This is a genomic window from Pseudomonas sp. K2I15, from assembly GCF_002204795.1.
Lineage (GTDB): Bacteria > Pseudomonadota > Gammaproteobacteria > Pseudomonadales > Pseudomonadaceae > Aquipseudomonas.
Genome location: NZ_NIXO01000013.1, coordinates 65767 through 92478, shown reverse-complemented (window position 1 = coordinate 92478; position 26712 = coordinate 65767). Strand labels below are relative to the sequence as shown.

The 26712-nt window shown below is 61.0% G+C and carries 24 protein-coding genes; 16 read left to right on the top strand and 8 right to left on the bottom strand.

Annotated features, from left to right (window positions below; all coding sequences use genetic code 11):
- Window positions 1–220 precede the first annotated feature (220 nt).
- Window positions 221–1423: a multidrug effflux MFS transporter gene (locus tag CEC48_RS11065; protein WP_088423772.1), complete on the top strand. Its 1203-nt coding sequence runs from the start codon at window positions 221–223 to the stop codon at window positions 1421–1423.
- 304 nt (window positions 1424–1727) lie between these two features.
- On the top strand, window positions 1728–2000 hold the full coding sequence (locus CEC48_RS11060) for a DUF2790 domain-containing protein (protein ID WP_088423771.1): 273 nt from the start codon (window positions 1728–1730) through the stop codon (window positions 1998–2000).
- 94 nt (window positions 2001–2094) lie between these two features.
- Here the strand turns inward: CEC48_RS11060 and CEC48_RS11055 are convergent, their stop codons facing one another.
- The 3 genes from CEC48_RS11055 to CEC48_RS11045 all read right to left on the bottom strand — a co-directional run bounded on the left by CEC48_RS11055 (window position 2095) and on the right by CEC48_RS11045 (window position 4241).
- Complete coding sequence (locus CEC48_RS11055; protein WP_088423770.1) at window positions 2095–2319, bottom strand: DUF2188 domain-containing protein; 225 nt, start codon at window positions 2317–2319, stop codon at window positions 2095–2097.
- Window positions 2320–2434: 115 nt separating this feature from the next.
- Entirely contained in the window at window positions 2435–3349 is a 915-nt protein-coding gene (xerC, locus tag CEC48_RS11050) for a tyrosine recombinase XerC (RefSeq protein ID WP_088423769.1), read from the bottom strand.
- Between the two features lie 103 nt (window positions 3350–3452).
- Entirely contained in the window at window positions 3453–4241 is a 789-nt protein-coding gene (locus CEC48_RS11045) for a M949_RS01915 family surface polysaccharide biosynthesis protein (RefSeq protein WP_088423768.1), read from the bottom strand.
- Between the two features lie 469 nt (window positions 4242–4710).
- Here CEC48_RS11045 and arnC point away from each other — a divergent pair, with 469 nt between their 5' ends.
- The 12 genes from arnC to CEC48_RS10985 all read left to right on the top strand — a co-directional run bounded on the left by arnC (window position 4711) and on the right by CEC48_RS10985 (window position 18008).
- The gene (arnC, locus tag CEC48_RS11040; RefSeq protein WP_088423767.1) at window positions 4711–5745 is read left to right on the top strand and encodes an undecaprenyl-phosphate 4-deoxy-4-formamido-L-arabinose transferase; all 1035 of its coding nucleotides are present in this window, start codon (window positions 4711–4713) and stop codon (window positions 5743–5745) included.
- Complete coding sequence (gene arnA / locus CEC48_RS11035) at window positions 5742–7733, top strand: bifunctional UDP-4-amino-4-deoxy-L-arabinose formyltransferase/UDP-glucuronic acid oxidase ArnA (protein ID WP_088423766.1); 1992 nt, start codon at window positions 5742–5744, stop codon at window positions 7731–7733. Before arnC ends, arnA begins: the two co-directional genes overlap by 4 nt.
- Window positions 7733–8617: a 4-deoxy-4-formamido-L-arabinose-phosphoundecaprenol deformylase gene (gene arnD, locus CEC48_RS11030; protein WP_088423765.1), complete on the top strand. Its 885-nt coding sequence runs from the start codon at window positions 7733–7735 to the stop codon at window positions 8615–8617. Before arnA ends, arnD begins: the two co-directional genes overlap by 1 nt.
- Entirely contained in the window at window positions 8614–10269 is a 1656-nt protein-coding gene (gene arnT, locus CEC48_RS11025; protein WP_088423764.1) for a lipid IV(A) 4-amino-4-deoxy-L-arabinosyltransferase, read from the top strand. The genes arnD and arnT overlap by 4 nt, the downstream gene beginning before the upstream one ends.
- Window positions 10266–10613 carry a 4-amino-4-deoxy-L-arabinose-phosphoundecaprenol flippase subunit ArnE gene (gene arnE / locus CEC48_RS11020; RefSeq protein ID WP_088423763.1) on the top strand — a complete coding sequence of 116 codons (348 nt, stop codon included), beginning with the start codon at window positions 10266–10268 and terminating at the stop codon, window positions 10611–10613. The genes arnT and arnE overlap by 4 nt, the downstream gene beginning before the upstream one ends.
- Complete coding sequence (gene arnF / locus CEC48_RS11015; protein WP_088423762.1) at window positions 10610–11023, top strand: 4-amino-4-deoxy-L-arabinose-phosphoundecaprenol flippase subunit ArnF; 414 nt, start codon at window positions 10610–10612, stop codon at window positions 11021–11023. Before arnE ends, arnF begins: the two co-directional genes overlap by 4 nt.
- A complete protein-coding gene (locus tag CEC48_RS11010; protein ID WP_088423761.1) occupies window positions 11020–12399 on the top strand; it encodes a UDP-glucose/GDP-mannose dehydrogenase family protein in 1380 nt (459 codons plus the stop codon). The genes arnF and CEC48_RS11010 overlap by 4 nt, the downstream gene beginning before the upstream one ends.
- Before the next feature lie 3 nt (window positions 12400–12402).
- Entirely contained in the window at window positions 12403–14025 is a 1623-nt protein-coding gene (locus tag CEC48_RS11005) for a glycosyltransferase family 39 protein (RefSeq protein ID WP_088423760.1), read from the top strand.
- Window positions 14026–14537: 512 nt separating this feature from the next.
- Window positions 14538–14732, top strand: a complete 195-nt coding sequence (locus tag CEC48_RS31540; protein WP_256579698.1) for a type VI secretion system contractile sheath small subunit — start codon at window positions 14538–14540, stop codon at window positions 14730–14732.
- 176 nt (window positions 14733–14908) lie between these two features.
- Complete coding sequence (locus tag CEC48_RS10995; protein WP_088423759.1) at window positions 14909–15607, top strand: HPP family protein; 699 nt, start codon at window positions 14909–14911, stop codon at window positions 15605–15607.
- A gap of 142 nt (window positions 15608–15749) precedes the next feature.
- On the top strand, window positions 15750–16853 hold the full coding sequence (locus CEC48_RS10990) for an enoyl-CoA hydratase/isomerase family protein (RefSeq protein ID WP_088423758.1): 1104 nt from the start codon (window positions 15750–15752) through the stop codon (window positions 16851–16853).
- Between the two features lie 3 nt (window positions 16854–16856).
- Window positions 16857–18008, top strand: a complete 1152-nt coding sequence (locus tag CEC48_RS10985; RefSeq protein ID WP_088423757.1) for an acyl-CoA dehydrogenase family protein — start codon at window positions 16857–16859, stop codon at window positions 18006–18008.
- Window positions 18009–18149: 141 nt separating this feature from the next.
- Here the strand turns inward: CEC48_RS10985 and CEC48_RS10980 are convergent, their stop codons facing one another.
- The 5 genes from CEC48_RS10980 to CEC48_RS10960 are packed head-to-tail and all read right to left on the bottom strand — an operon-like array spanning window position 18150 to window position 23705.
- Window positions 18150–18923: an enoyl-CoA hydratase gene (locus CEC48_RS10980; RefSeq protein ID WP_010171088.1), complete on the bottom strand. Its 774-nt coding sequence runs from the start codon at window positions 18921–18923 to the stop codon at window positions 18150–18152.
- Between the two features lie 9 nt (window positions 18924–18932).
- The gene (locus CEC48_RS10975; protein ID WP_088423756.1) at window positions 18933–20060 is read right to left on the bottom strand and encodes an acyl-CoA dehydrogenase; all 1128 of its coding nucleotides are present in this window, start codon (window positions 20058–20060) and stop codon (window positions 18933–18935) included.
- 9 nt (window positions 20061–20069) lie between these two features.
- Window positions 20070–21254: an acetyl-CoA C-acyltransferase gene (locus tag CEC48_RS10970; protein WP_088423755.1), complete on the bottom strand. Its 1185-nt coding sequence runs from the start codon at window positions 21252–21254 to the stop codon at window positions 20070–20072.
- Between the two features lie 11 nt (window positions 21255–21265).
- Window positions 21266–22033 carry an SDR family NAD(P)-dependent oxidoreductase gene (locus CEC48_RS10965; RefSeq protein ID WP_088423754.1) on the bottom strand — a complete coding sequence of 256 codons (768 nt, stop codon included), beginning with the start codon at window positions 22031–22033 and terminating at the stop codon, window positions 21266–21268.
- Window positions 22034–22055: 22 nt separating this feature from the next.
- Window positions 22056–23705, bottom strand: coding sequence for an AMP-binding protein (locus tag CEC48_RS10960; protein ID WP_088423753.1), 1650 nt, complete (start codon window positions 23703–23705; stop codon window positions 22056–22058).
- An 869-nt stretch (window positions 23706–24574) separates the two neighbouring features.
- Between CEC48_RS10960 and CEC48_RS10955 the strand changes: the two genes are divergently transcribed.
- Together CEC48_RS10955 and CEC48_RS10950 are read left to right on the top strand one after the other, a co-directional pair.
- Window positions 24575–25465: a bestrophin family protein gene (locus CEC48_RS10955; protein ID WP_088423752.1), complete on the top strand. Its 891-nt coding sequence runs from the start codon at window positions 24575–24577 to the stop codon at window positions 25463–25465.
- Between the two features lie 75 nt (window positions 25466–25540).
- On the top strand, window positions 25541–26599 hold the full coding sequence (locus tag CEC48_RS10950; protein ID WP_088423751.1) for a lipopolysaccharide assembly protein LapB: 1059 nt from the start codon (window positions 25541–25543) through the stop codon (window positions 26597–26599).
- Window positions 26600–26712: the final 113 nt, after the last annotated feature.

Below are 26712 nucleotides of genomic sequence, written 5' to 3'. Positions count from 1 at the left end.
GCCCCTGACATACCGAGCGTTCCGACTCATCTGGTTTAACTCGACTAAATATCCATTTAGTTGAGTTAAATCAATAACTTATTACTTAACGGTGCCGTCATGGATTGCCCGCGACACTCCGCGCCCCATAAGTGTGTAGCGAGTCTGTAAACACCGGCTTGTATGCACCGGGGGCGATCACTAAGCTGGCCCCTCTTTTTTATCGCCGTCCGGAACCTCCATGTCTCGAAGCATCGCCCACCTCGCCCTGCTGCTGGGCTTGATCACCGCCGTCGGCCCGTTTGCCATCGACATCTACCTGCCGGCCTTGCCGACGCTGGGCGCCAGCCTGCATGCATCGCCTGCCGCGGTGCAAATGAGCCTGACGGTGTTCTTCTTGATCATCGGTGTGTGCCAGTTGTTCTACGGCCCGATCAGCGACGTGTTCGGTCGCAAGCCGCCGATTTATGCCGGCCTGGTGATTTTCATCGTGGGCAGCATTGGTTGCGCCCTCGCCCCCTCCATTGAGGTACTGATTGGCTTCCGGGCGTTGCAGGCGTTTGGCGCCTGCGCCGGGATGGTAATTCCCCGGGCGATTGTCCGTGACTTGTACACCGGCCATGAAGCCGCACGGCTGATGGCGCTGCTGATGCTGGTGGTGAGTATTTCACCGATCCTGGCGCCGTTGGCTGGCAGCCTGATCATCGCGGTGTGGAGCTGGCGTGAAGTGTTTTTGGTGCTGGCCGTGGCCGCGGTGCTGTGCCTGATCATGACTGCCGTGCAACTGCCGGAAACCCATCCCGCCGAACGGCGCCTGGGCAAAACCCTGGGCAATGCGTTCGGCAGCTACGGCGCATTGCTGCGCGATCCGGTATTTACCGGGTTGTCGGTGGTGGGCGGTTTTGGCTTGGCGACATTCTTCGTATTTATCGGCAGCGCGCCGTTCGTTTACATCGAGTATTACGGGCTTACGCCGACCCAATTCAGCCTGTGCTTCGCCCTCAACGCTGCGTCGTTTTTCGCCCTCAGCCAACTGACCGCACGCCTGAGCGCACGCTTCGGCCTGGCGCCGCTGATTCGCTGGTCGGTGCTGGGCGTGGCAACAGTCATGTCCTTGCTGGCACTCACCACGCTGTGGGGCAACAGCTTGCCGTTGATGATGACGCTGCTGTTTATCGGCTTTGGTTTCCTCGGCCTGCTATTGCCAGCAGCCGGGGTGTTATCGCTGGAAGATCACGGCGCGGTGGCAGGTTCTGCATCAGCGCTGCTGGGCGCGATCCAGATGATAACCGCCGCCGTGTGCATGGCGGTGGTAGGTGTGTTTGCCGACCACACACCGGCGCCGATGTTGATCGGTATCGCCATCAGCGCGCTGGCCGCACTCTTCACTGCATGGTGGACGCTCAACCGTTTGCCACCGCACCTGGCAGGCACCGCGTCATAGCAGCTTTGGGCAGGTCCCGTTAGCTGACGCTTACTCGCACGGTGGCCACACCTCGCAATCGGGCCCCTGCTCTACCCTGGTCTCCGGGACTTTCGAGCTTTTGCGCACAATCAACCGCCCCCTTACGATTTCTTGAATCGTATGGAACCGACGCTGACCTCAAACATCACGCGCAGCCAAACAAACCACGCCATCGATTTGGCTGATGTCTTCTATTGGCCCGCAGGCGTTCATCCCCGCGGCAAGCGCTTTGTAGAATGAACCCCACAGTCAAGCCACCACCGTCGTGGTGTCGGAGGTTCTCATGCGTTACCTGCTTATCGCCGTGCTGGGCCTGTTCAGCACACTCGCCGTCGCCCAGGGCGAAACCCCAGCGCCTGCCGTGAGTGCCACCGCACCTGCCAGCGACGTGTACGACTATTCCCAGGACCTGGATATCGCCAAGGTGGTGCGCGTCAGCACCGAGTCATCCACCGAGTGCGGTCCGGTCAAGGGACATATGGTCTACGTCGATAGCCATGGGGTGCGCCATGAGCTGGACTATATGCGCCTGGGTGATGCCTGCCAGCACGGCTGACAGGTTGCGCACCTTATCCTTCCCACAGCGCCTGGACGGAATGTGCAACGCCCAAGGGCAAGCCGATTCTCTAAGCCCCACATTTGTTACTCGGTTAACCTGGAGACCGAGTCGGGTCAGCCTTGTGGGGGTAGGTTCTTTCTTCCTGGATCCGCCCATCCATGCTGTGAATCCGCAACGACGCGGTTTTATCGCTGAGAAACTCCTTGGCCAGCTCAACGATCGCCTCTTTGGTCTCCGCCGTTTTCGACGGCCGTGCCGAGCCCTGCTTGGTCAGTGCCCAACCGGTGCCAGTCTTGTTGATGTTGTAGGTATCCATGGTCTGCTCCCTTGACTGAATGAACACGGCACGCGGCAAAACCCGCGCCCTAGTATTGCGAGCGCAGGTGCCGGGCAGAGTTCAAGGCAGTTGACCGCCCAGGTTACAGGCGGCCCTACAGGTCAAAGCGATCCACCGCCCGGCGCCGCTCATTGTCGTCGCGCACATCGTAATTGGCGGTGGTCTGGATATTGGTGTGGTGCGCCAGTTTCTGGGCGATGGACAAGTCGTATTCTTCAATCACCCGGGTGATAAACGAACGCCGGAAATCATGGGGCATGATCTTCACGCCGACCTGTTCGCCACGCTGGCGTGCGATGTAGTAAATCGCGTGTTTGGTGATGCGTTCCCGGGTGATATGGCTGCCTCGGCGAATGCGGTTGAACAGGAAGGTGTCGTCCTGCTCACCCGGTTTCAGCTGACTGCGGCGAAACTCCAGCCACGCGTCCAGCTTGGCAAACGCCCAGGCCGGTGCGTACTTGATCAGTTGTTTGTTGCCCTTGCCGGTGACCTGCAGGCTGCGCTCGTCAAAGTTGACGTGACCCAACTCGATGTTCACCGACTCCGACTTGCGCATGCCCGAGCCGTACAGGATCCCGATCACCGCCGAATCCCGCAGGCCCTGGGGCCGCGGGTCAGCGGCGCACACGTCCATCAACTCACGAATCAGCGTGCGCCGCAGGTTGCGGCCCTGGCTCAGCCGCGTGCCGGCCATGGCCTTGACCGAACGCATCTTCAGCAGGTGATCCTGGCTGATCAGGCTCATGCGCCAGGCTTCGTTCATCACCCCGCGCACCGCGTTGACGTACAGCGACGAGGTGTTCGGCGCATAACCGTCTTCACGCAGCACCGCCACCAGGGCCATGACCTGCTCGGGTTGCAGCAGGTGCCAGTCGATGTCTTCGAGGTTGATGTCTTCAAAGCCCAGGCGATCGGCGGCGTCTTGCAGCACGTAGCGCATGGTCAACTGGCTGGAGGGCGCCAGGCGGGTGAGGTAGAGGGTCAGCGGGTTGCGGGTAGACTCAGTCAAGGTAGATCAGCCTTTGGATTAAATACGTCGACTAACCATCTGTTTAGTGGACATATTTAGTGAATTGGCAAGCGCCGAGTCTAGCGCAGGTCAACCCATGGGGCTATTCCTGATCGTCTTCTGCCGGGGCTGGCGTCTGCTGCTGGCTCCAGTCGGTGTCCTGCTTCTGCATCAAGGCAAACCAGTGCTGGCGCATGAAGTCCAGGTACGGTTTGGGCGCCTTGGCAAAGTCCTCTTCGTCGCCATAACAGCCGGGAAGCGGCAACTCGGTGCCCTGCTCCTTGAACTGGCTGCCCAGCGCCTGCTGGGCTGCAATGCTGCAATCCTTGGGCAACGGCATGCCTTGCAGCGCGCCGGCGTCTTCATCCCACCAACTGGCGCCATAGCGGTCGATGCCGCGCAGGCGGTACTTCTGCGACTTGCCGACGTGCATGATCAGCTTGAAATCATTGGGGCTGACATCGCTGGTGCAGGTGCGGCCATAGCCTACCGTGACCTGGCTGATACCATCGCCCAGCAGGTCGGTGACCCTGGTGGCGTCGGCGTTGAAGTGCGCGCCGGCATCGAATTCGCAATGCTGCACATCGTCGTAGAGCATCCACAGCCGCTCGGGCCGGTCACCGTCGATCAGGTACTGGGCAGCGTACACAAAGGCCGACTGCGCGCCGTCGTCGTCGCGCTCGCTGACCTGCTCGGCCAGCACCAACAGGTTCTTGCCCTGTTTATCGCTCCACGTGTAGGCGCCGACCTGTTTACCCCGCACTTCTACGCCATCGGGCAACTGGTCGACAGCCGTCAGTGCCACACCGTCATCGGCCTGCACACTTATGGCCCAGGCCACCGTCATCAACAACACCATCAACATTGGCCGTAAACGCTGCACGCTATTCATCCGACTGCCCTGGCAAGAGATGGCTTACTTTACCGGCACTTGCACGGCATTGCAGAGAAGATTCTTAAGGAATGATCTAGTGCGTGGGAAAAGGTTACTCCCCAGCCACGCTCGGCGAAGACGGCGTTGTGCGTGTTCCTGCTGTTTACCTGAACCCTAGCTGTCTACCTGCCAAAAAAACGACTTTTTCATCTCCGTTTCATATTCGTTATACATTTTTGCGCTTAATCTTGGCGGCACCACTTGAGGCCGAACTGTATTTTGCAGGTTAACTCGTTGATTCCGCTTTACCTTTGAGCATTTTGGTCTTTACTCACGTAAGCCATGGAAGACCCACTGTGACCTGTCAGGACTGCCGAAAGAATGCCATAAATCAACGTTATCCTTGATCGGATGTGCGTCATCCGAGGCCATCGATACCTGCTGTCTTTACGCTCCAAGTTGCTCTAACCCCCGAGGTAATGAATCTTTGAAACCCTACCCTATTCATTGCGTGTCGATCGTTATCCCGGTCTACAACGAACAAGAAAGCCTGCCTGAATTGCTCCGCCGCACCATGGCCGCCTGCAAACAGTTGGCTTATGAATACGAAATCGTCCTGGTGGACGACGGCAGCCGCGACAACTCTGCGCAATTGCTGGAAGACGCCGCCGCGCTCGAAGGCAGCAACGTGGTCGCGGTGATCCTCAACCGCAACTACGGCCAGCACGCCGCGATCATGGCCGGCTTCGAGCATTGCCGCGGCGACGTGGTGATTACCCTGGACGCCGACCTGCAAAACCCGCCGGAAGAAATCCCGCGCCTGGTCGAACAGGCCGCCCTGGGCTACGACGTAGTTGCCACCGTGCGTAACAACCGCCAGGACTCGGCCTTCCGCCGCTGGCCGTCGCGCCTGATCAACCTCGCCGTGCAACGCTCCACCGGCGTGGCCATGAGCGACTACGGCTGCATGCTGCGCGCTTACCGCCGCACCATCGTCGACGCAATGCTGGCCTGCCGCGAGCGCAGCACCTTTATCCCGATCCTGGCCAACAGCTTTGCGCGCCACACCACGGAAATCCTGGTGCATCACGCCGAGCGTGAACACGGCGAGTCCAAATACAGCCCGATGCGCCTGATCAGCCTGATGTTCGACCTGCTGACCTGCATGACCACCACGCCATTGCGCCTGTTGAGCATCGTCGGCTTCAGCCTGGCGGCCTTGGGCATGCTGTTTGCGATCGCATTGATCGTGTTGCGCCTGGCCTTCGGCTCCGGTTGGGCTGGCGACGGCATGTTCGTGCTGTTCGCCGTACTGTTCGTGTTTACCGGTGGCCAGTTCATCGGCATGGGCCTATTGGGTGAATACCTGGGCCGCATGTACAGCGATGTGCGGGCCCGCCCACGGTTCTTTATTGAAAAAGTGCTGCGCAACCAACCGGCAGCACCGGCTGAAACCTTCACGGTTGACGGCCTGACCTCCTCCCATACCTCTACTTCTCCTTCTGATCAGGTTTCGTCATGAATTCAAAAGCTGTTGTCTTCGCTTACCACGATATTGGCTGTGCAGGCATCGAAGCCCTGCTCAATGCGGGTTACGAAATTGCTGCCGTGTTCACCCATGCCGATGACCCCAAGGAAAACAATTTCTACGGTTCCGTCGCGCAACTGTGCGCCCGTAACGGCATCCCGGTGCACGCTCCGGAAGACGCCAACCACCCGCTGTGGATCGAGCGCATCGCCAAGCTGAACCCGGACTACATCTTCTCGTTCTACTACCGCAACCTGCTGAGCGAAGCCCTGCTGGCCACCGCCAAAAAAGGCGCGTTCAACCTGCACGGCTCCCTGCTGCCGCAATACCGTGGCCGCGCTCCCGCCAACTGGGTGCTGGTCAACGGCGAAACCGAAACCGGCGTGACCCTGCACCGCATGGTCAAGCGTGCCGACGCTGGCGCGATCCTGGCCCAGCAGAAAGTCGTGATCGACCGCACCGACACCGGCCTGACCCTGCACGCCAAACTGCGTGAAGCGGCCACCAACCTGCTGCGCGACGCCCTGCCGCAATTGGCGCAAGGCAAGCTGACTGAAACCGCACAAGACGAAAGCAAAGCCACTTACTTCGGTCGTCGTACCGCAGCGGACGGCAAGCTGGACTGGAAAAAACCGGCTGAAGAGCTGTTCAACCTGGTGCGTGCCGTTACCCAGCCGTACCCGGGCGCCTTCTGCGCCGTAGGCGAGCACAAGCTGATCGTCTGGAGCGCTGAAGTCGTCAAGGGCAACGAAGGCCTGGCCCCAGGCCGCGTGATCAGCGTCAACCCGCTGCGCATCGCTTGCGCTGAAGACTCCCTGGTGGTCAAGTTCGGCCAGCGCAACGAAAACGGCCTGTACCTGGCTGGCCCGTCCCTGGCTGATGAACTGGGCCTGGTGGACGGTTCCGTACTGCGCGGCGCCGAGTCTGGCCGCAAGCCACGCCGTACCCGCGTACTGATCCTGGGTGTGAACGGTTTTATCGGTAACCACCTGTCCGAGCGCCTGCTGCGTGACGACCGTTACGAAATCTACGGCCTGGACATTGGCTCCGACGCGATCGAGCGCCTGCGCAGCCACCCGAACTTCCACTACGTGGAAGGCGACATCAGCATTCACTCCGAGTGGATCGAGTACCACATCAAGAAGTGCGACGTGGTCCTGCCGCTGGTGGCCATCGCCACCCCGATCGAATACACCCGCAACCCGCTGCGCGTATTTGAACTGGACTTCGAAGAGAACCTGAAACTGGTTCGCTACTGCGTGAAGTACAACAAGCGCGTGATCTTCCCGTCGACCTCCGAAGTGTATGGCATGTGCCAGGACCAGTACTTCGACGAAGACACCTCCAACCTGGTGGTGGGCCCGGTCAACAAGCAGCGCTGGATCTACTCGGTCTCCAAGCAACTGCTGGACCGCGTGATCTGGGCTTACGGCGACAAAGGCCTGAAGTTCACCCTGTTCCGTCCATTCAACTGGATGGGCCCGCGCCTCGACCGCCTGGACTCGGCCCGTATCGGCAGTTCGCGCGCCATCACCCAACTGATCCTGAACCTGGTGGAAGGTACGCCAATCCGCCTGTTCGACGGTGGCGAGCAGAAGCGTTGCTTCACTGACATCGCCGACGGCATCGAAGCCCTGGCCCGCATCATTGATAACGACAACGATAACTGCAACGGTCAGATCATCAACATCGGCAACCCGGAAAACGAAGCCAGCATCCGTCAGCTGGGCGAAGAACTGCTGCGTCAGTTCGAAGCTCACCCGCTGCGTGCCAACTTCCCTCCGTTCGCCGGTTTCCGCGACGTAGAGAGCAAGGCGTTCTACGGCACTGGTTACCAGGACGTGGCACACCGCAAGCCAAGCATCGACAACGCCAAGCGCCTGCTGAACTGGGAGCCAACCGTTGAGATGAGTGAAACCATCGGCAACACCCTGGATTTCTTCCTGCGTGAAGCCATGCTCGAAATCGCGGACAAGCGCTAATGCAGGCGGGTCTACGCATCGACGTCGACACCTACCGAGGCACCCGTGAAGGGGTGCCAAGGTTGTTGGAGTCGCTTGATGAAGCCGGGGTCAAGGCGACCTTCTTCTTCAGCGTCGGGCCGGACAACATGGGGCGCCACTTGTGGCGCCTGATCCGCCCGCAATTTTTGTGGAAGATGCTGCGCTCCAATGCTGCCGGTTTGTACGGCTGGGACATTTTGCTCGCCGGCACTGCCTGGCCGGGCAAACCCATCGGCCGCGACCTGGGGCATCTGATGCGCCAGGCCAAGGCTGCCGGGCATGAAGTCGGCCTGCACGCCTGGGATCACCACGGCTGGCAAGCCAACACCGGAAGCTGGAGCGACGCACAGCTGATCGAGCAGATCCGCCGTGGCGTCGACACCCTGAGCGACATCCTCGGTGAGCGCATCGACTGTTCAGCCGCTGCCGGCTGGCGTGCCGATGAGCGTGTGGTGCAAGCCAAGCAACAGTTCAACTTCCGTTACAACAGCGATTGCCGTGGTACCTGCCTGTTCCGGCCAACCCTGGCGGATGGCAGTGCCGGCACGCCACAAATTCCGGTGGACATGCCGACCTTCGACGAAGTCGTGGGCCCGGTGGTGGCCGCCAAGGATTTCAATGCGTACATCCTCGACCGCTTCAAGCCGTCGAAGCTCAACGTTTATACGATCCACGCAGAAGTAGAAGGGATTCTGATGGCCAATGATTTTCGCCAGTTGCTCGCCCAGGCAGGGCAGCGCGGCATCGAGTTCAAACCGTTGGGCGACCTGTTGCCCGCCGACGTGACCACCCTGCCCCAGCAACAACTGGTGCGCGGTGTACTGAGCGGCCGTGAAGGCTGGCTCGGAGTGCAAAAGGCATGATCCGGCGCTGGGCCCTGCCCCTGCTCTTGCTGGCTTTCGGGGTGTTCTACCTGATCCCGTTGGCCACCCACGGGCTGTGGATTCCCGACGAGACCCGCTATGCGCAGATCAGCCAGGAAATGCTGCTGACCGGCAAATGGGCCTCGCCGCACTTCATGGGGATTCGCTACTTCGAAAAACCTGCGGCCGGGTACTGGATGATCGCGCTGGGCCAGGCGATCTTTGGCCAGAACCTGTTCGGTGTGCGTTTTGCTTCTGCCTTGAGCACCGGCCTGAGCATCCTGCTGGTGTACGTCGTGGCCCGGCGTTTGTGGAACGACCCGCGCAAGAGCCTGGTCAGCGCCGTGCTGTACATGAGTTTCGTCAGCGTGGCGTTCTTGGCGGGCTACGCCAACCTCGACCCGCAGTTCACCTTCTGGGTCAACCTGACCGGGGCTGCGCTGTGGTTCTGCTTCGACAGCACTACAACCCGTGGCCGCCTGTGGTCGTGGGCCTTGCTCGGGTTCGCCTGCGGTATGGGCTTCATGACCAAGGGCTTTCTCGCCTGGTTGCTGCCGGTGCTGATCGCCCTGCCCTACATGGTCTGGCAAAAACGCATCCGTGAGCTGCTCACCTATGGCCTGGTGGCCGTGGTGGTGGCGATTCTCGTGAGCCTGCCCTGGGCGCTGATGGTGCATGCCCAGGAGCCGGATTACTGGAACTTCTTCTTCTGGCACGAGCACATCCAGCGCTTTGCCGGCGACGATGCGCAACACGCCGAGCCGTTCTGGTACTACCTGCCACTGCTGGTCGCGTTCAGCCTGCCGTGGATGGCGTTGCTGCCGTCCACCGTGAAACAGGCGTGGCTGGAAAAGCGCGGCGCCAAAATAGCCTTCCTGCTGCTGTGGCTGCTGATGCCGCTGGCGTTTTTCAGCCTGGCTAAGGGCAAGCTGCCGTCATACATCATGCCGTGCCTGCTGCCCCTGGCGTTGCTGATGGGTCATACCCTGGCCGACAAGCTGGCCCAGGCCCGTGGCCGCGTACTGCGCATCAACGGCTGGCTGAACCTGATCATCGGTGTGCTGGGGCTGTTGGCCCTGACCTGGTTCCAATTGAAGAAGCCAGTGTATGAGCACGGCCAGGAAACCTTAAGCCTGGTGCTGGTGTTCGTATTCTTGTTCGGCTGGATCATCGCCAACCTGCTGCAAGCCGCCCGCCCACTGCATATGTGGGCCGCGCCGGTGATTGGCAGCTGGTTGCTGGTGGCGCTGGTACCGGCCGCGTTGCCGCACTCGGTGGTTTATAACAAGACCCCGGACCAGTTCATCATCGATCACCTCCAGGAACTGCAGCCCACCAGCGCGTTGCTGAGTAACGACCTGGGTGCCGCATCGGCCTTGTCCTGGCGCCTGCAACGCCCTGAAGTGATGCTTTACAACACCGTTGGCGAAGTGAAATACGGCATCGCCTTCCCGGACACCGCCTACCGCAAAATCGATGCCGCCCATGTCGAGCAATGGATGAACGATGCGCGCAAACAAGGTTCGGTGGGTGTGGTGATGCGCGTCAAGGGTGACGACGAGCGCCAGGAAGTGGACCTGCTGCCTAAAGACGGCAAGCGCTACGAGCAAGGCAATATCGTGATTTTGATCTTCCCGCAGAGTGCGCCATGACCACGCTGCTGCTGTTGTTATCCGCCTGTTTGCTGACCTGCATGGGCCAGGTGTCCCAGAAGTTTGCCGTGGAAGGCTGGCGTGACCAGCCCGACGGCTGGGCCCTCAAGCTGCGCTCGCCGTGGCTGTGGTCGGCGCTGGTGTGCCTGGGCCTGGGTTTGCTGGTGTGGCTGCTGGTGCTGCAACGCCTGGAAGTCGGCATCGCCTACCCGATGCTCAGCCTGAATTTTGTACTGGTCACGCTGGTCGCGCGCTTTGTGTTCCACGAACACATCGATGGCCGCCACTGGTTCGGCGTGCTGATGGTGATTGCCGGTGTGGTACTGCTGGGGCGTCAGGTATGAGTCGCGCTCGCGGTTTTGCCCTGGCCCTGGGCAGTGTTGCGCTGGTGAGCGGTGCCCAGTTGGGCATGCGCTGGAGTATGACGCGCCTGCCGCTGCCTACCGAATGGCTGGCAGCCTTTAACAGTGGCGCCATCGACCTCGGCGCACTGGGCGTGGTGATCCTCGCGATTATCGCCTATGCCCTGTCGATGCTCTGCTGGCTCGGCGCGCTGAAAGACCTGCCGCTGGGGCGCGCCTACTCGCTGCTCAGCATCAGCTACGCGCTGGTGTACCTGCTGGCCGCCAGCCTGCCGGTGTTCAACGAACATTTTTCGCTTTCAAAAACTGCGGGAGTGGCCTTGGTCATCCTCGGAGTCCTGACTATCAACTCTCGTCGTGCTAGCACCACAAGTCCCAGGAATGCCCCATGAAAATCAGTGTATTTGGTAGTGGTTACGTCGGTCTGGTGCAGGCCACCGTATTGGCCGAAGTCGGTCACGATGTCATCTGCATGGACGTTGACGAGAACAAGGTCAAGTTGCTGCAACAGGGCCACGTGAGCATTTTCGAGCCGGGCCTGGCAGCGATGGTCAAGGAGAACCTCGAAGGCGGACGCCTGACGTTTACCTATGACGAAAAACTGGCTGTCGAACACGGCGAAGTGCTATTTATCGCCGTGGGCACGCCTTCGGATGAAGACGGCTCGGCCGACCTGAAATACGTATTGTCCGTAGGCGATGCCGTGGCCCGTCACCGGGTACAGCCGGTGATCCTGGTGGAAAAATCCACCGTGCCCGTCGGCACCGGTGACACCTTGCGCGCCCACATGGAAAAGGCCCTGCACCTGGCAGGCCGCCATCTGGAATTCGATATCGTCTCCAACCCGGAATTCCTCAAGGAAGGCTCGGCCGTCGCCGACTGCCGCCGCCCCGACCGCATCGTCATCGGCTGCGAGCGTGAAGAAGTGCGTGACGTGATGCGTGAGCTGTACGCGCCGTTCAACCGCAACCACGACCGCATTATCTTCATGGACCTGCGCAGCGCCGAACTGACCAAGTACGCCGCCAACTGCATGCTGGCCACCAAGATCAGCTTTATCAACCAGATCGCCGAATTGGCCGAACACCTGGGTGCCGACATCGAAGCCGTGCGCCTGGGCATTGGTGCCGACTCGCGTATCGGTTACCACTTCATCTACCCGGGCTGCGGTTATGGCGGTTCGTGCTTCCCCAAAGACATGCGCGCCCTGATCCACAGCGCCAAGGCCGCCAATTGCTCCAGCGACCTGCTGGAAGCCGTGGAAGCCATCAACCAGCGCCAGAAGAGCAAACTGTTCGAACGCGCCAATGCGTTCTTCAAGGGCAACCTCAAGGGCAAGACCTTCGCCTTGTGGGGCCTGGCGTTCAAGCCCAACACCGACGACATGCGCGATGCGCCAAGCCGGGTGCTGATGGAAGCCTTGTGGGCCGCCGGCGCCAATGTGCGTGCGTTTGACCCGGAAGCCATGCAGGAAACCCAGCGTATCTACGGCGATGACCCGCGCCTGATGCTGATGGGCACCCCGGAATCGACCTTGAGCGGCTCCGACGCCTTGATCATTTGCACCGAATGGCAGCAGTTCAAGGCACCGGACTTCGACTTGATCCAACAACGCCTGAAAACCCCGGTGATCTTCGACGGCCGCAACCTGTACGACGGCGAACGCCTGGCGCGCAAGGGCATCCAGTACTTCCCGATGGGCCGCGGCGATTCCTGCAGCTTGCCGATCCCCCAGCAAAACTGGGTGCCTCAGGCCGAGGAAGCCTAAGACGTGGACAAAGTTCATCCGCCCCTGCTCAGCCCGACGATCCGCCGACACTCATGGGTGCTGGGGCTGCTGGCACTGGTCCTGTTTATCGCAGGCAACTGGAACCAGGCAATCATCGGTTTTGACTCGCGCTTCGTGCTGTTCGCCCAGGAGATGCTGCGCCATGGGCCGGGGTTCTTCCCGACGACGTACGGGCAACCTTACGCCGATTACCTGGCCACCTCGACGCTGCTGACCTGGCTGCTGTCGTTGCCTTTGGGGCAGGTGACCAGCCTCACGGCCTGGCTGCCGACGGCCATCGCTTCGGCGCTGGTCGTGGTGCTGATCTACCGGCTGACGGCGCCCTACTCCCTGCGCTGGGCGCTGCTGAGCATCGCTGTAATGCTGCTCAGCAGTACCTTCATCAGCGAAACCCGTGCGGTGTCGCTGGACCAGATGCTGGCCGCCGTGGCCCTGGCAGTGTTTTACCTGGGTTATGCCCATGACCACTTCGGTGCCGGCAAACGTCTGCACTGGCTGTTCCTGCTGCTGATCCTGGGGTTCGCGATCCGTGGGCCGATTGGCCTGGTGATTCCCACCGGCATGCTCTGCAGCTATTACCTGATCAATCGCCAATGGCGGCAGTTGTTCAGCTTTGGCCTGTTGGCGCTGGCGTTGCTGGCCGCGTGTATCGGCCTTCTGTTGCTGCTGGCCAAGCTCAGCGGCGGTGAAACGTTCATGCAGGACGTGATCCGCATGCAGTTCCTCGGCCGCATGGACGGTACCGAAGGCTCTAGCAGCAAGCTGTATTACTTCACCAGCTCGATGGGCAATTACGCACCTGCCTTTCCACTGGCAATACTGGCGCTGATTGCGATTGTTGCCGGTGGCCGCGAAGACAAGGGCCCGGCGCTGAAACTGGTGCTGTACTGCCTGGCAGCGGGCCTGATCGTGATGATCGGCTTGTCGGTGCCCCAGGCGAAGAAAGCCCGCTATGTGCTGCCGATGCTGCCGATGGCGGCGATCATCGCCGCGTATCCGTTCCAGGTGTCACGCGGCAAACTGTTCGCCGGGCTGCGCTGGCTGATGCTCGCGCTTTGGACGGTCATTCCGGGGCTGCTGATCGCAGGCTTGTTCGTGGCGCGTCATCGCTTCCCTGAGCAGATCGGCAGCCTCAATCCGGTGTTCGGCATCCTGATAGGCATCCAGACGCTTACCCTCGGGTTGCTGTTCAACCGGCGCCTGCGCTACCTGGGCCCGGCCTTCGCCGCGGTACTGGCGGTGTGGCTGGCCTATATCGTGATGGTCGAGCCGTTGGAGCGCCGCCTGTATGACACGCGCACCTTTACCCTGCAGGCCCAGGCGCTGATCCTGAAAGAACGCGCGCCACTGGTGCTGCACGCGCTGGGCAAGGACGCGAAAGCCATCAAGTTCATGGTCAACCTCGACTGCGACCGGGTACCGCTGTTTACCCAGTTGCCTGCCGAGCTGGCACCGATCCAGGCCCCTGCCTGGCTGATCATGAGCCAGGCGGACTATGAAGGCTTGAGCGACCCGCGTTTTCGCTCACTGGAACCGGTGCTGACCGGCCAGTTCGACAAGAACCCCTATGTGCTGCTGCACTTGACCAAAACCGCACAACCTTGATACCGGGCAATGGGATAAGCGGCGCAGACCGCTTATCCCGCGCCAGTACTGTCCGTAGTTATATATCCAAGTGCATGTAAGAAACTTCTTTATCCGTTCAACTTCGAAACTTTCCGGATAGTAACTATCGAGAAAGATCCTACGCATCTATCCGCAACTACCGATGCAACCCCCCTTCCCGCTCCAAGTCCCCGACTGTAGACTCGCCTGCCTAGTGAGTTAATTATTTAATACCTTCCAAGTATTTTCAGGCGTACCAAAGGCTCGGTGCAGGGCCCTCCTGTGTCTCTTGCAGGAACCTCAACAAAAAAACATCCACCGCACTGCGCCTATTTAAAAAGAGCTGGAATAACAATAAGTAAGTTTTAAACAGCACATCATCCTGCCGTTTATTTCATTTAGAGGAATGCTCCGTGTCCGACCATCGATTGTCCGTCCCCTCTTTTCCGGCAGGCTCCCCCTTATCCGAATCCGCAGCACCTTTATCCCGCGAACAGGTGAATGTGGGTTACATCCCACTACCAAAACTCGACCGGCTGATGGAACTGCGCGATGCGCTGGTAGTGCTCAAAGGCCCGCTGGCCAACGACCCCTCCCTGCGGGAAAACGTACAGAACCTGCTCATCAATGAGGAAACCAATGATCGGGTGCTGGGCAAAATCAGCAGCCCCCTGCCGCCCCCAACCCGCCTGATACCCTTTGGCTAAAGGCGATTTAACTGCAAAAATACTGCACTTGACCCGCATTAATATGCATTGGCGGCAACTTTGTTCGGTTGGCACACTGCGCAGGTTCCTCCCCCAAATGCAGGAACTTTTGAAGGGCTTTTCCGGGAAACCAGGCAAGCCTTTTTTTTCGCCCGTTTTTTATGGATCGCCTGTAAATGCTCGCTCGCTGGTTACCCGCTGCCATTAATACCCGCCCCGCCGAGTGGAGTCGTGCCGCCATCGGCATGGCCCTGGGCACAATGTTCAGTGTCTGGGTGTGTGCCCAGGTGTTTGGGATGGAGGTGGCCTTGCACCTGATAGGCCCGCTGGGGGCATCGGCGGTGCTGCTGTTTGCCGTGTCTTCGGGTGCGCTGGCCCAACCCTGGTCGATCATTGGCAGCTACCTGTGTGCCGGAGTCGTCGCACTGCTGGTTGCGCGGGTGTTGGGACGTACGTTAGGCAGCGCGTGCCTGGCGGCCGGGATGACCGTCATCCTGATCTGCTGGCTGCGCTGCCTGCATCCACCTGCGGGTGGGCTGGCCATGAGCCTGGTACTGGCTGATCCCGCCTCGATCGCCCTCGGCTGGCAGGAAATGGGCGCGGTCATGCTGGGGGCCGCCGTCATGTTGGCGTGCGCCCTGGCCTACAATAACGCCACGCGCACGCGTTATCCCAAGGGAACAAGTGAACCCGCTGCGCCGAGCTTCATGCCAACGGCCGTCGAAAACCCCGGCATCAGCGCCGAAGACCTGAAGCTGGCACTGGCCGAGCGCGAGCAGTTCCTGGACGTAACCCCACAGGAGCTGGAAGAACTGATCCAGGCCAGCGAACGGTATGCCCGGCGACGTGCCATCGGCGCAGTTTTCCAGCGCTAGGGCCAGCGCGGTCCCTAAGGCAAAAATGCAAAAACGACCTGCATGATTCCGACTTGTACTGGGCAAATTTGCACTGGTAGGATCGCGAGAAGGTTCGCCCGCGAACATCTTGATAAAGAACAATAAAAGCAGGGAGTTAGAGATGACTGCTCAGGTTTCATCCGAGGCAAGCAGCGCCGGGATTGTGCAAGACGAGGTCCTGGCGCACGTACGCAACCACATAGGCCACCTGACCCTCAATCGCCCCGCCGGCCTGAATGCCATTACCCTGGACATGGTCCGTAGCCTCAGCCGGCAGTTGCAGGCGTGGGCGGACGATCCCAACGTACATGCCGTGGTGTTGCGCGGTGCCGGTGAAAAAGCCTTCTGCGCCGGCGGTGACATTCGCTCGCTGTACGACAGCTTCAAGAACGGCGACACACTCCACGAAGACTTCTTCATCGAGGAATACGCCCTCGACCTGGCCATTCATAATTACCGCAAGCCGGTCCTGGCGCTGATGGACGGCTTTGTCCTGGGCGGCGGCATGGGCCTGGTGCAAGGCGCCGACCTGCGCGTGGTCACCGAGCGCAGCCGCCTGGCGATGCCGGAAGTGGCCATCGGTTATTTCCCTGACGTGGGCGGCAGCTATTTCCTGCCGCGTATTCCCGGGGAACTGGGGATCTACCTCGGCGTGACCGGCGTGCAGATTCGCGCGGCCGACGCCCTGTACTGCGGGCTTGCAGACTGGTACCTCGACAGCGCCAGAGTCGCCGACCTCGACCACCAACTCGACCGCCTGGAATGGCACGAAACACCGCTCAAGGACCTGCAAGGTCTGCTGGCGAGCATGGCGGTGCAGCAATTGCCCGACGCGCCACTGATAGCCCTGCGCCCGGCCATCGACCACTTCTTTGCCTTGCCGGATGTGGCGAGCATCGTCGAGCAGTTGCAGCAAGTCACCGTTGCCGACAGCCATGACTGGGCATTGACCACCGCCAGCCTGATGCAAACCCGCTCGCCCCTGGCCATGGCCGTGACCCTGCAAATGCTGCGCCGCGGGCGCCACTTGCCGCTGGAGCAGTGCTTTGCCCTGGAACTGCACCTGGACCGCCAATGGTTCGCCCGTGGTGACCTGATCGAAGGCGTGCGCGCCCTGCTGATCGACAAGGACAAAACCCCTCGCTGGAACCCTCCGACGCTGCAGGCGCTGGACGCCGCCCATGTCGAGAGCTTCTTCCACGACTTCGCGCAGAACGGGAACTAAATCATGCAAGACATTGAATACACTGAAGAACAAGTCATGATTCGCGACATGGCTCGGGACTTTGCCCGTGGTGAAATTGCACCCCATGCCCAGGCCTGGGAAAAAGCCGGCTGGATCGACGACGCCCTCGTCGCCAAGATGGGCGAGCTGGGGCTGCTGGGTATGGTCGTACCCGAGGAATGGGGCGGCACCTACGTCGACTACGTGGCCTACGCCTTGGCGGTGGAAGAGATTTCTGCCGGTGACGGCGCTACCGGCGCGCTGATGAGTATCCATAATTCAGTAGGTTGCGGGCCAATCCTCAACTACGGCTCACAAGCACAAAAGGAAACCTGGCTGGCTGAACTGGCCAGCGGCCAAGCCATCGGCTGCTTCTGCCTGACCGAACCCCAGGCCGGTTCCGAAGCGCACAACCTGCGCACCCGTGCCGAACTGCGCGACGGCCAGTGGGTGATCAACGGCGCCAAGCAATTTGTCAGTAACGGCAAGCGCGCCAAACTGGCGATCGTGTTTGCGGTGACCGACCCGGACCTGGGCAAAAAAGGCATCTCGGCCTTCCTCGTTCCTACCAACACCCCGGGATTCGTGGTGGACCGTACCGAACACAAAATGGGCATTCGTGCCTCGGACACCTGCGCCGTCACCCTCAACCAATGCACGGTGCCAGAAGCCAACCTGCTGGGTGAGCGCGGTAAAGGCCTGGCCATCGCCCTGTCCAACCTGGAAGGCGGCCGCATCGGGATTGCCGCCCAGGCACTGGGGATCGCCCGTGCCGCGTTTGAAGCGGCGCTGGCCTATGCCCGAGACCGGGTGCAGTTCGACAAGGCGATCATTGAGCACCAGAGCGTGGCCAACCTGCTGGCCGACATGCAAACCCGCCTGAATGCCGCGCGCTTGTTGATCCTGCATGCCGCCAGGCTGCGCAGCGCAGGCAAACCGTGTCTGTCGGAAGCCTCCCAGGCCAAGCTGTTTGCCTCGGAAATGGCCGAGAAGGTGTGCTCGTCGGCGATGCAGATTCATGGGGGTTACGGCTATCTGGAGGATTACCCGGTGGAGCGTTACTACCGGGATGCGCGGATTACCCAGATTTACGAGGGCACCAGCGAGATTCAGCGGATGGTGATTGCTCGAGAGCTTAAGAACTACGAACTATAACTGGCACAGCGCAAAACTAATTGTGGGAGCGGGCTTGCTCGCGAAAGCGTTGGATCAGTCGATAGATTCAGCGACTGATACTCCGCTTTCGCGAGCAAGCCCGCTCCCACATTTAGATCTCCAGCATATTGAGGTGCCGGGTTATTTGTCCTTGAACTCCGGCGCGCGCTTGGCTACAAACGCCGCCATGCCTTCCTTCTGATCCAGTGTGGCAAACGCCGCATGGAACACTCGGCGCTCAAAGCGCACGCCTTCAGACAGGCTCACTTCAAACGCGCGGTTGACGCTTTCCTTGACCATCATGCTGATGGGCACCGATTTGCTGGCGATCAGGGTCGCGACTTTCAAGGCTTCGTCCAGCAGCTCATCCGCCGGCACTATCCGCGCGACAATCCCGCAGCGCTCCGCTTCCACGGCATCGATAAACCGCCCGGTCAGGCACATTTCCATGGCCTTGGCCTTGCCCACGGCACGGGTAAGGCGCTGGGTGCCGCCCATGCCCGGCAGCACGCCGAGGTTGATTTCCGGCTGGCCAAACTTGGCGTTGTCACCGGCCAGGATGAAGTCGCACATCAAGGCCAGCTCACAACCGCCGCCCAGGGCGAAGCCGTTGACCGCCGCGATGATCGGCTTGCGGCGGTTAGCCACGCGGTCGCTGTCGCTGAACAGGTCGTCCAGATAGATTTGCGGGTAGGTCAGCTCAGCCATTTCCTTGATGTCGGCACCGGCGGCAAAGGCTTTTTTCGAGCCAGTGAGCACGATGCAGCCGATTTCCGGGTTGGCTTCCAGGCTGTCCAGTGCCTGGTTCAGCTCACTGACCAACTGCGCGTTCAAGGCGTTCAGCGCTTGCGGGCGATTGAGGGTGATCAGCCCGACCCGGCCCTGGACGTCCAGCAAAATGGTTTCGTAACTCATATGTGCTCCTCAGAGATTGCGTGAGATGACCATGCGTTGAATATCGCTGGTGCCTTCGTAAATCTGGCAGACCCGTACATCGCGGTAGATCCGCTCCAGTGGAAAGTCGCTCAGGTAACCGTAACCGCCGAGGGTTTGCAATGCTTGCGAACAGACCTTTTCGGCCATTTCCGAAGCAAACAGCTTGGCCATGGACGCTTCCACCAGCGCCGGCTTGCCACTGTCACGCAGGGCGGCAGCGTAATGCACCATCTGCCGGGCGACGGCGATTTGCGTGGCCATATCTGCCAGGCGGAAGGCCGCGGCCTGGTGCTCGATGATCGGTTTACCGAAGCTTTCCCGCTCACGGGCGTAATCCCGGGCCGCTTCAAACGCCGCCCGCGCCATGCCCACCGCTTGCGAGGCAATGCCGACGCGCCCGCCTTCGAGGTTGGCCAGGGCGATCCGGTAACCTTCGCCCTCCTCGCCCAAACGGTTGGCCACCGGCACTTTCAGGTCTTCAAACAGGATCTGGCAGGTGTCGGAGGCGTGCTGGCCGAGCTTGTCCTCGACCCGCGCCACGCTGTAGCCCGGCGAATCGGTGGGCACGATAAACGCGCTGATGCCGCGCTTGCCGGCGGCCGGGTCGGTGACCGCAAACACAATCACGATCCCGGCGTTTTGCCCGGAGGTGATGAACTGTTTGCAGCCATTTAACACATAGTGATCGCCCTCCAGCCGGGCACGGGTTTTCAGGCCGCTGGCGTCGGAACCGGCCTGGGGCTCGGTCAAGGCAAACGCGCCGAGCATTGCGCCGCTGGCCAGGGGTTTAAGGAACTGTTCTCTCTGTTGATCGTTGCCGAACTTGAGGATCGGCACGCAGCCCACGGAGTTGTGCACGCTCATGATGGTTGAGCAGGCGCCGTCGCCGGCGGCGATTTCTTCCAGGGCCATGGCGTAGGCCAGGTAGCCGGTGTCGCAACCGCCCCATTCTTCCGGGACCAGCATGCCGAAAAAGCCCAGCTCGGCCATTTCACCGATGGCTTCCTTGGGAAAGCGATGCTCGCGGTCCCACTCGGCGGCGAACGGCTTGAGGCGTTCCTGGGCAAATTGCCGGGCGGCTTCGCTGATTTGCAGTTGTTCGTCATTCGGGAGCATAGATGTTCCTTAGTACAGGCATTCAACGGCCATGGCCGTGGCTTCACCGCCGCCGATGCAGATCGCCGCAACGCCGCGCTTGAGGCCTTTCTGGCGCAGGGCCGAAAGCAGGGTCACCAGGATCCGCGCGCCGGACGCGCCAATCGGATGGCCCAGAGCGCAGGCGCCGCCGTGGATATTGACCTTGCTGTGGGGGATTTCCAGCTTGCTCATGGTTACCAGGCTGACCACGGCAAAGGCTTCGTTGATCTCAAACAGGTCGACCTCATCGAGGTTCCAGCCGGTCTTGCTCATCAGCTTGCGGATCGCACCTACCGGCGCTACCGGGAACAGGCCCGGCTCATCGGCAAAGGCTGCGTGGCCATGGATCACCGCCAGCGGCTTGAGCCCGCGCTTGTGGGCTTCAGATTCGCGCATCAGCAGCAGCGCTGCCGCACCGTCAGAAATCGAGCTGGAGTTGGCTGCCGTCACGGTGCCGCCTTCGCGGAAGGCAGGCTTGAGCGTGGCGATCTTGTCGAGCTTGGCTTTGGGTGGCTGCTCGTCGTGGGTGATGGTTTTCTGTTCCTTGCCCACCGTCACCTGCACCGGCACGATTTCGGCGATGAAGTTACCGTCGGTGATCGCCTGTTGCGCGCGGATCAGGGAAGCAATGGCGAACGCGTCCTGAGCCTCACGGGAAAAGCCGTTGTGCTCGGCGCAGTCTTCGGCAAAGGTGCCCATCAGGCGGCCCTTGTCGTAGGCGTCCTCGAGGCCGTCGAGGAACATGTGGTCGAGCACCCGGCCGTGGCCCATGCGGTAACCGCTGCGGGCGCGATCCAGCAGGTATGGGGCGTTGGACATGCTCTCCATGCCACCGGCGATGACGACATCAACGCTGCCCGCCAGCAACGAGTCATGGGCCAGGATGGTGGCTTCCATGCCTGAGCCGCACATTTTGTTGAGGGTGGTGCAGCGGGTCGATTTGTCCAGGCCAGCACCCAGGGCAGCCTGGCGCGCAGGCGCCTGGCCGAGACCGGCGGGCAGCACGCAACCGAACAGCACTTCATCCACGGCATCGGTGGCGATACCGGCACGCTCGACGGCCGCACGAATCGCCGCAGCACCCAGCTGTGGTGCGGTCAGGCCTTTGAGATCGCCCTGGAACCCGCCCATAGGGGTACGTACCGCGCTGACAATTACGATTGGATCAGTCATGCAAAATCTCCTTATTTAGCCGCCATGCGCAAGGCACCGTCGAGACGGATCACCTCGCCGTTGAGCATGCTGTTTTCAATGATATGCCGCACCAGCGCGGCGTACTCACTTGGCTTGCCCAGGCGAGGCGGGAATGGAACGCCAGCGGCCAGCGACTCGCGCACTTCAGGGGTCATGCCGGCCATCATCGGTGTTTCGAAAATGCCGGGAGCGATGGTCATCACCCGAATCCCGTAGCGCGCCAGTTCACGGGCGGCAGGCAGAGTCAGGCTGGCGATCGCGCCTTTGGACGCGGCATACGCCGCCTGACCGATCTGGCCGTCAAAGGCTGCCACCGAGGCGGTGTTGATGATCACGCCGCGCTCGCCATCGGCATTCGCCTCGGTTTCAGCGATGGCCGCGGCTGCCAGGCGCAGCAGGTTGAAACTGCCGATCAGGTTGACGTTGATCACCTGGGCGAAGTTGGCCAGAACATGAGGGCCATTCTTGCCAAGGATTTTCTCGCCACGCACCACACCGGCGCAGTTGACCAGCCCGTGCAAACCACCAAAGGCAGCAACGGTAGCCTGCACCGCCGCTTCGGCGGCGGCTTCCTGGCTGATATCCGCGACCACGCTGCGCGCCTGCCCGCCGAGTTTTTTCGCCTGCGCGGCGACTGCGTCGGCGTTCAGGTCCACCAGCATCACCTTGGCACCCGCCGCTACGAGCATCTCGGCCGTTGCCGCACCGAGGCCTGAAGCGCCGCCACTGACCAGAAAAACCTTGTTCTCAATCTGCATCACTGTTTCCTTGAAAGAGGGATTACGCCGTGGCCGCCTGGACCTTGGCAATTTCCTGATTACGCAAAATGAAGCGTTGCAGCTTGCCGCTCGGGGTCTTGGGCAGCTCGCTGACAAATTCGATTTCCCGTGGGTACGAGTGCGCGGCCAGGCGCTTGCGCACATGCTGGCGCAGCTCCTCGGCCAGGGCTGGCTCGGCGCGGTACTGCTCGCTGAGCACCACAAAGGCTTTGACGATCTCGGTGCGTTCCGGGCAGGGCTTGCCCACCACCGCGGCTTCCACGACCGCCGGGTGCTCGATCAAGGCGCTTTCCACATCGAACGGCCCGACCCGGTAGCCGGAGGTGGTGATCACATCATCGCTGCGCCCGACAAAGCTGATGCTGCCGTCGGGGTTCAGCTCCACGGTATCGCCGCTGAGGTAGTACTTGCCGACGAAGGCTTTGGTCTTGACGCCGTCGTAACCGGCGAACCAACACATCGGCGATTGTTCGCGGTCGATGGCGAGGATGCCCGGCTGGCCGGCGGGCAGTTCCTGATGGTTGTCGTCCAATACCACGATGCGATGGCCCGGCGAGGCAAACCCGGCGGAGCCAATATGCACCGGGTGTTCCAGGCCGTGGTGGTTGCACAGCACCATGCCCAATTCGGTCTGGCCGTAGTGGTCATGGATGGTCACGCCGAGGTTGTCGGCGAACCAGCGGATCACTTCCGGGTTCAACGGCTCGCCGGCGCTGCTGACAATGCGCAGCTTGCCTTTGATCGACTTGGCGAACTGCTCGCCGCCGGCAATCAGCAAGCGGTAGGCCGTGGGCGAGCCCGTGAGGTTGGTGATGCCGTATTTGTTGATGACGCGGCAGGTGCTTTCGAGGGTGAACGGGCCGTCGTAGAAGGTGATCGGGTGGCCCATGGACAGCGGGCCGGTCACGCCGAAATAGATGCCGTAGGCCCAGCCCGGATCGGCGACGTTCCAGAATGCGTCTTCGGGGCGCAGGTCTACGGCGTCGCGGGTGTAGCTCTGGAACGCGACGATCGCCTTGAGGGGTACTGCCAGGGATTTCGACGGGCCGGTGGTGCCGGAGGTGAACATCAGCAGGAACGGGTCTTCGGCGCCCAGCAATACGGGTTCGCAGACATTGGAATAGTTGGGCAGCTCGGCCCAGAAGCTGAAATCGCCACGCACGATGCCTTCACCGTTGGGGCCGGCGACGGTAACGATGGTTGGGCAGTCGGCTACTTCATTGAGCTTGGGGCGGTTTACGGCGTCAGTCACCACCAGCGCTGCGCCGGAGCTGTTCAGGCGGTGTTCGATGGCCTTGGGGCCAAAGGCGGTGAACAAGGGCTGATACACCGCGCCGATGCGCCAGGTGGCGAGCACTACCACCAGCAGCTCGGCGGTGCGGGGCAGGAGGCCTGCTACCTTGTCTGCGCGTTTGACGCCCTGGGCCAGCAGGAAGTTGGCGAAGCGTGCGGCCTGGTCTTGTAATTGGGTGAAGGTGGAGGTGGCGCTGCGGCCGTCCTTGCCTTCCCAGAACAGTGCGATGCGGCCGGGCAATGCGTGGCGGTCGCAGCATTCGACGCAGGCGTTCAGCGTCTCTAGGTTGCCCGACAAGGCGGTGTCGACGGTGTGCTGGTAGTTGAACTGGGTGGTGGCAGCCGAGTAATCACGCATCGCTTCAAATCCCTGTGTGTTTTTTTGTTTTCAGGATGGGTACGTAGACCGGTGAAATAGTCGCTCTAGAGCGGTGGGCGGGCAATGGTCAAAGCTTTCAACTTGGTTGACTGGTTTGGCCAATGGGCTGCGTTTTGGGGGGGTATATCCGTTGCTGCGGTAACGGCCACTTAGGGTTCCGCTCTTACAGCGGCTCACTTTTGAACAGCGCAAAAGTAAGCAAAACGCTCTTGCCCCACCACTCGGCACCTCGCTTGGGCTCGGTGTGCCCTCTCTCCGGTATTACTGCGCGGGCCGCCGCGACGGGGCGTCCCTGCCCCGTCGCGGCTAAACCGGCGTCCTGCCGGTTTACCCGCTCCGTACTACCTGCGTTCGGCCAGCGTGGTTTAACGGGGCGCCTAAGATCAAGATCAAAAGCAGATCAAGAACACAGCGGCCTACCGGCCGGCTTGAGTGTGGTGAAGCAAAATCAAAAGCAAAAGCGGGCACGGTTCAAATGTGGGAGCGGGCTTGCTCGCGAAGGTCGTTAACGATGACGCTGGCATCCTGATTCAACGCGTCGTCCTCAGGTTTTTCGCGAGCAAGCCCGCTCCCACATAAAAGCAGTTCTGCTTTCGCTCTGGACCTTGACCTTGCCCTTGCTTCTAACACTCAGGTCGGCTTTCAGGCCGCCGTGCTCTTGATCTGCTTTTGATCTTGATCTTAGGCGCCCCGTTAACCACGATGGCCGCAAGTAGCACGGTGGAGCGGGTATGTACACCAAGAGCTCCCCCGATAGACCCCACCAATCACCCAGTCAGCCCAAGCGATTGGACGCAGCCCAGACATGCTTCTAACCTGACAACCTGCACCACCCAAGAAGCCCACCAATGATCGTCCGTCCCAAACCCAACCTGCTCGGTATCCTGTTCTCCCTCAAGGGCTCAATCGCCAAGCGCATCGCCTTGCGCAGCCTGGCGGTCACCCTGCTGGCTTCCGTCATCGTCCTGGTAGAAACCCTGCACCCGGCCTACTTCTCCAAAGTCAACGCCACACCCTTCACACTGCTCGGCCTGTCACTATCAATCTTCATGAGCTTTCGCAATAACGCCTGCTACGACCGCTGGTGGGAAGGCCGTAAACAACTGGGCCAGATGATCATTGAAGTACGCTCGCTGATCCGCGAAACCCAGGTCTTCAGCCCCGCCGAACGAGAAAGCATACTGCGTAGCCTGTGCGGTTTCGCCCACGGCCTGATCGCACGCTTGCGCCTGGAAAATGAGGCGCACGCCATCAAGCCCTGGATCAACGTCGAGGCCAACCACCCCAACCAACCCGACAGCATCCTGCAGCAACTCGGTGCCCGCTGCTCCAAACTGGCCGAACAAGGCCACATCAGCGACTGGCGCTACACCCAACTGGAAACCCGGCTGTACGGCCTCAGCCAGGTCCAGGCCTCGTGCGAACGCATCAAACACACCCCGCTGCCCTTCCCCTACACTTTGCTGCTTCACCGCACCATCTACCTGTTCTGCATCCTGCTGCCGTTTGCCATGGCCGAACCGCTGGGCTGGCTGACGCCGGTCTTCACGGCGATCGTCAGCTACACCTTCTTCGGCCTCGACGAAATCGGCGACGACCTCGAAGATCCCTTCGGCTTCGACGAAAACGACCTGCCCTGCAACGCCATCGTCCGCACCCTGGAACGCGAGATCCTGGCTGCCCTCGGTGAAACCGCGCTGCCGCCGGCCCTTGAGCCGATTGAGTTCGTGCTGACATGATGCGGGTTTGACACTCGCGGTGACCTGACCGAAGCTGATGGCTTTGCCCTAGCTGCCAAGCTTTCGGACGCCTGCATGTCAAAGTCACGCCGTTACTCCATCGTCGGCCTGTGCGCCCTGTTGTTTATTGTGCTGATCACCTGGTATTTCACCCGTACGCCGCCGGTGGTTGTGCCCCCGGCCATCGCCCACGGTTACGCCAAGGCGCTGAAACAGGCGCATAACGGCGAACCCGGCGCCGCCCGTGTGCTGTATCAACAACTGGGCCGCCCGGACCTGTCCGACGTACGTCGCGCTGCCCTGCATGCCGAACTGCCCAACTACCCCAGCCCCCAGGCCCTGAAGCTGGCGGACAAGGACCTGGCCAACGATGCGCCGATGGTGCGCGAGGCGGCGATTCACAGCATTGTCGGCCTGGTGCCCAGCGGCCAACGCACACTGTTGCTCGGGCCGCTACTGGATGACCCGGAGCAAAGCGTACGGTTTGCGGCTGCCAATGCCTTGCTTGGGCTCTCTCCCGACACCCTTGGCCTGTACTTCGGCCCGTTGCAGCAAGTGCTCGATGAATATGTGAAATTGCTCAAGGCCCAACCTGAAAGCCCCGAAGGCTGGATTCAACTCGCCCGCCTGTACATTCACAGCGCGCTGTTGCCCGACGCACAAAATGCCCTGGAACAGGCGATGCGCCTGCAACCGGACAACCTGCAAGCCGTCGTCGCGCAAATTGAGCTGCTGGACAAACAGGGCAAGGTCGACGAATCCCGCCAACTCCTGGCTAAACAGTTGCAAGCGCATCCCGAGTCGGCCTACCTGCAACATGCCCTGGGCATGTGGCTGCTGCACCACGGGGAACGCGCTTTTGCGCTGCTCAGCCTGTCCCGGGCGGTGGAGCTTGAGCCGAACAATCAGGATTACCGCTACGACCTGGCAACCACCCTGCACGCCCAGCAGGAACTGGAAGCCGCCCAGCGCCAGTTGGAAGAAATCGTCCAGCGCAACCCGGCCAATCGCAAGGCGCGGGTGTTGCTGGTCAATTACTGGAAGGAAACCGGCCAGTTGCAGAATGTGCAGGTGCTGCTGGCCCAACTGGAGCAGCAAAATCCGGACGACCCGGCGTTGCAGCAAGGGCTGTAGGCATAGCAAAAAGCTGTAATCAATACAAAACGTTGAACCGCCACTCGGCGCCACGGTCAAGTAAATATGGCGCGCCCTACCGGGCGTTCCCCTCTATTTGTACGTGACCCGAG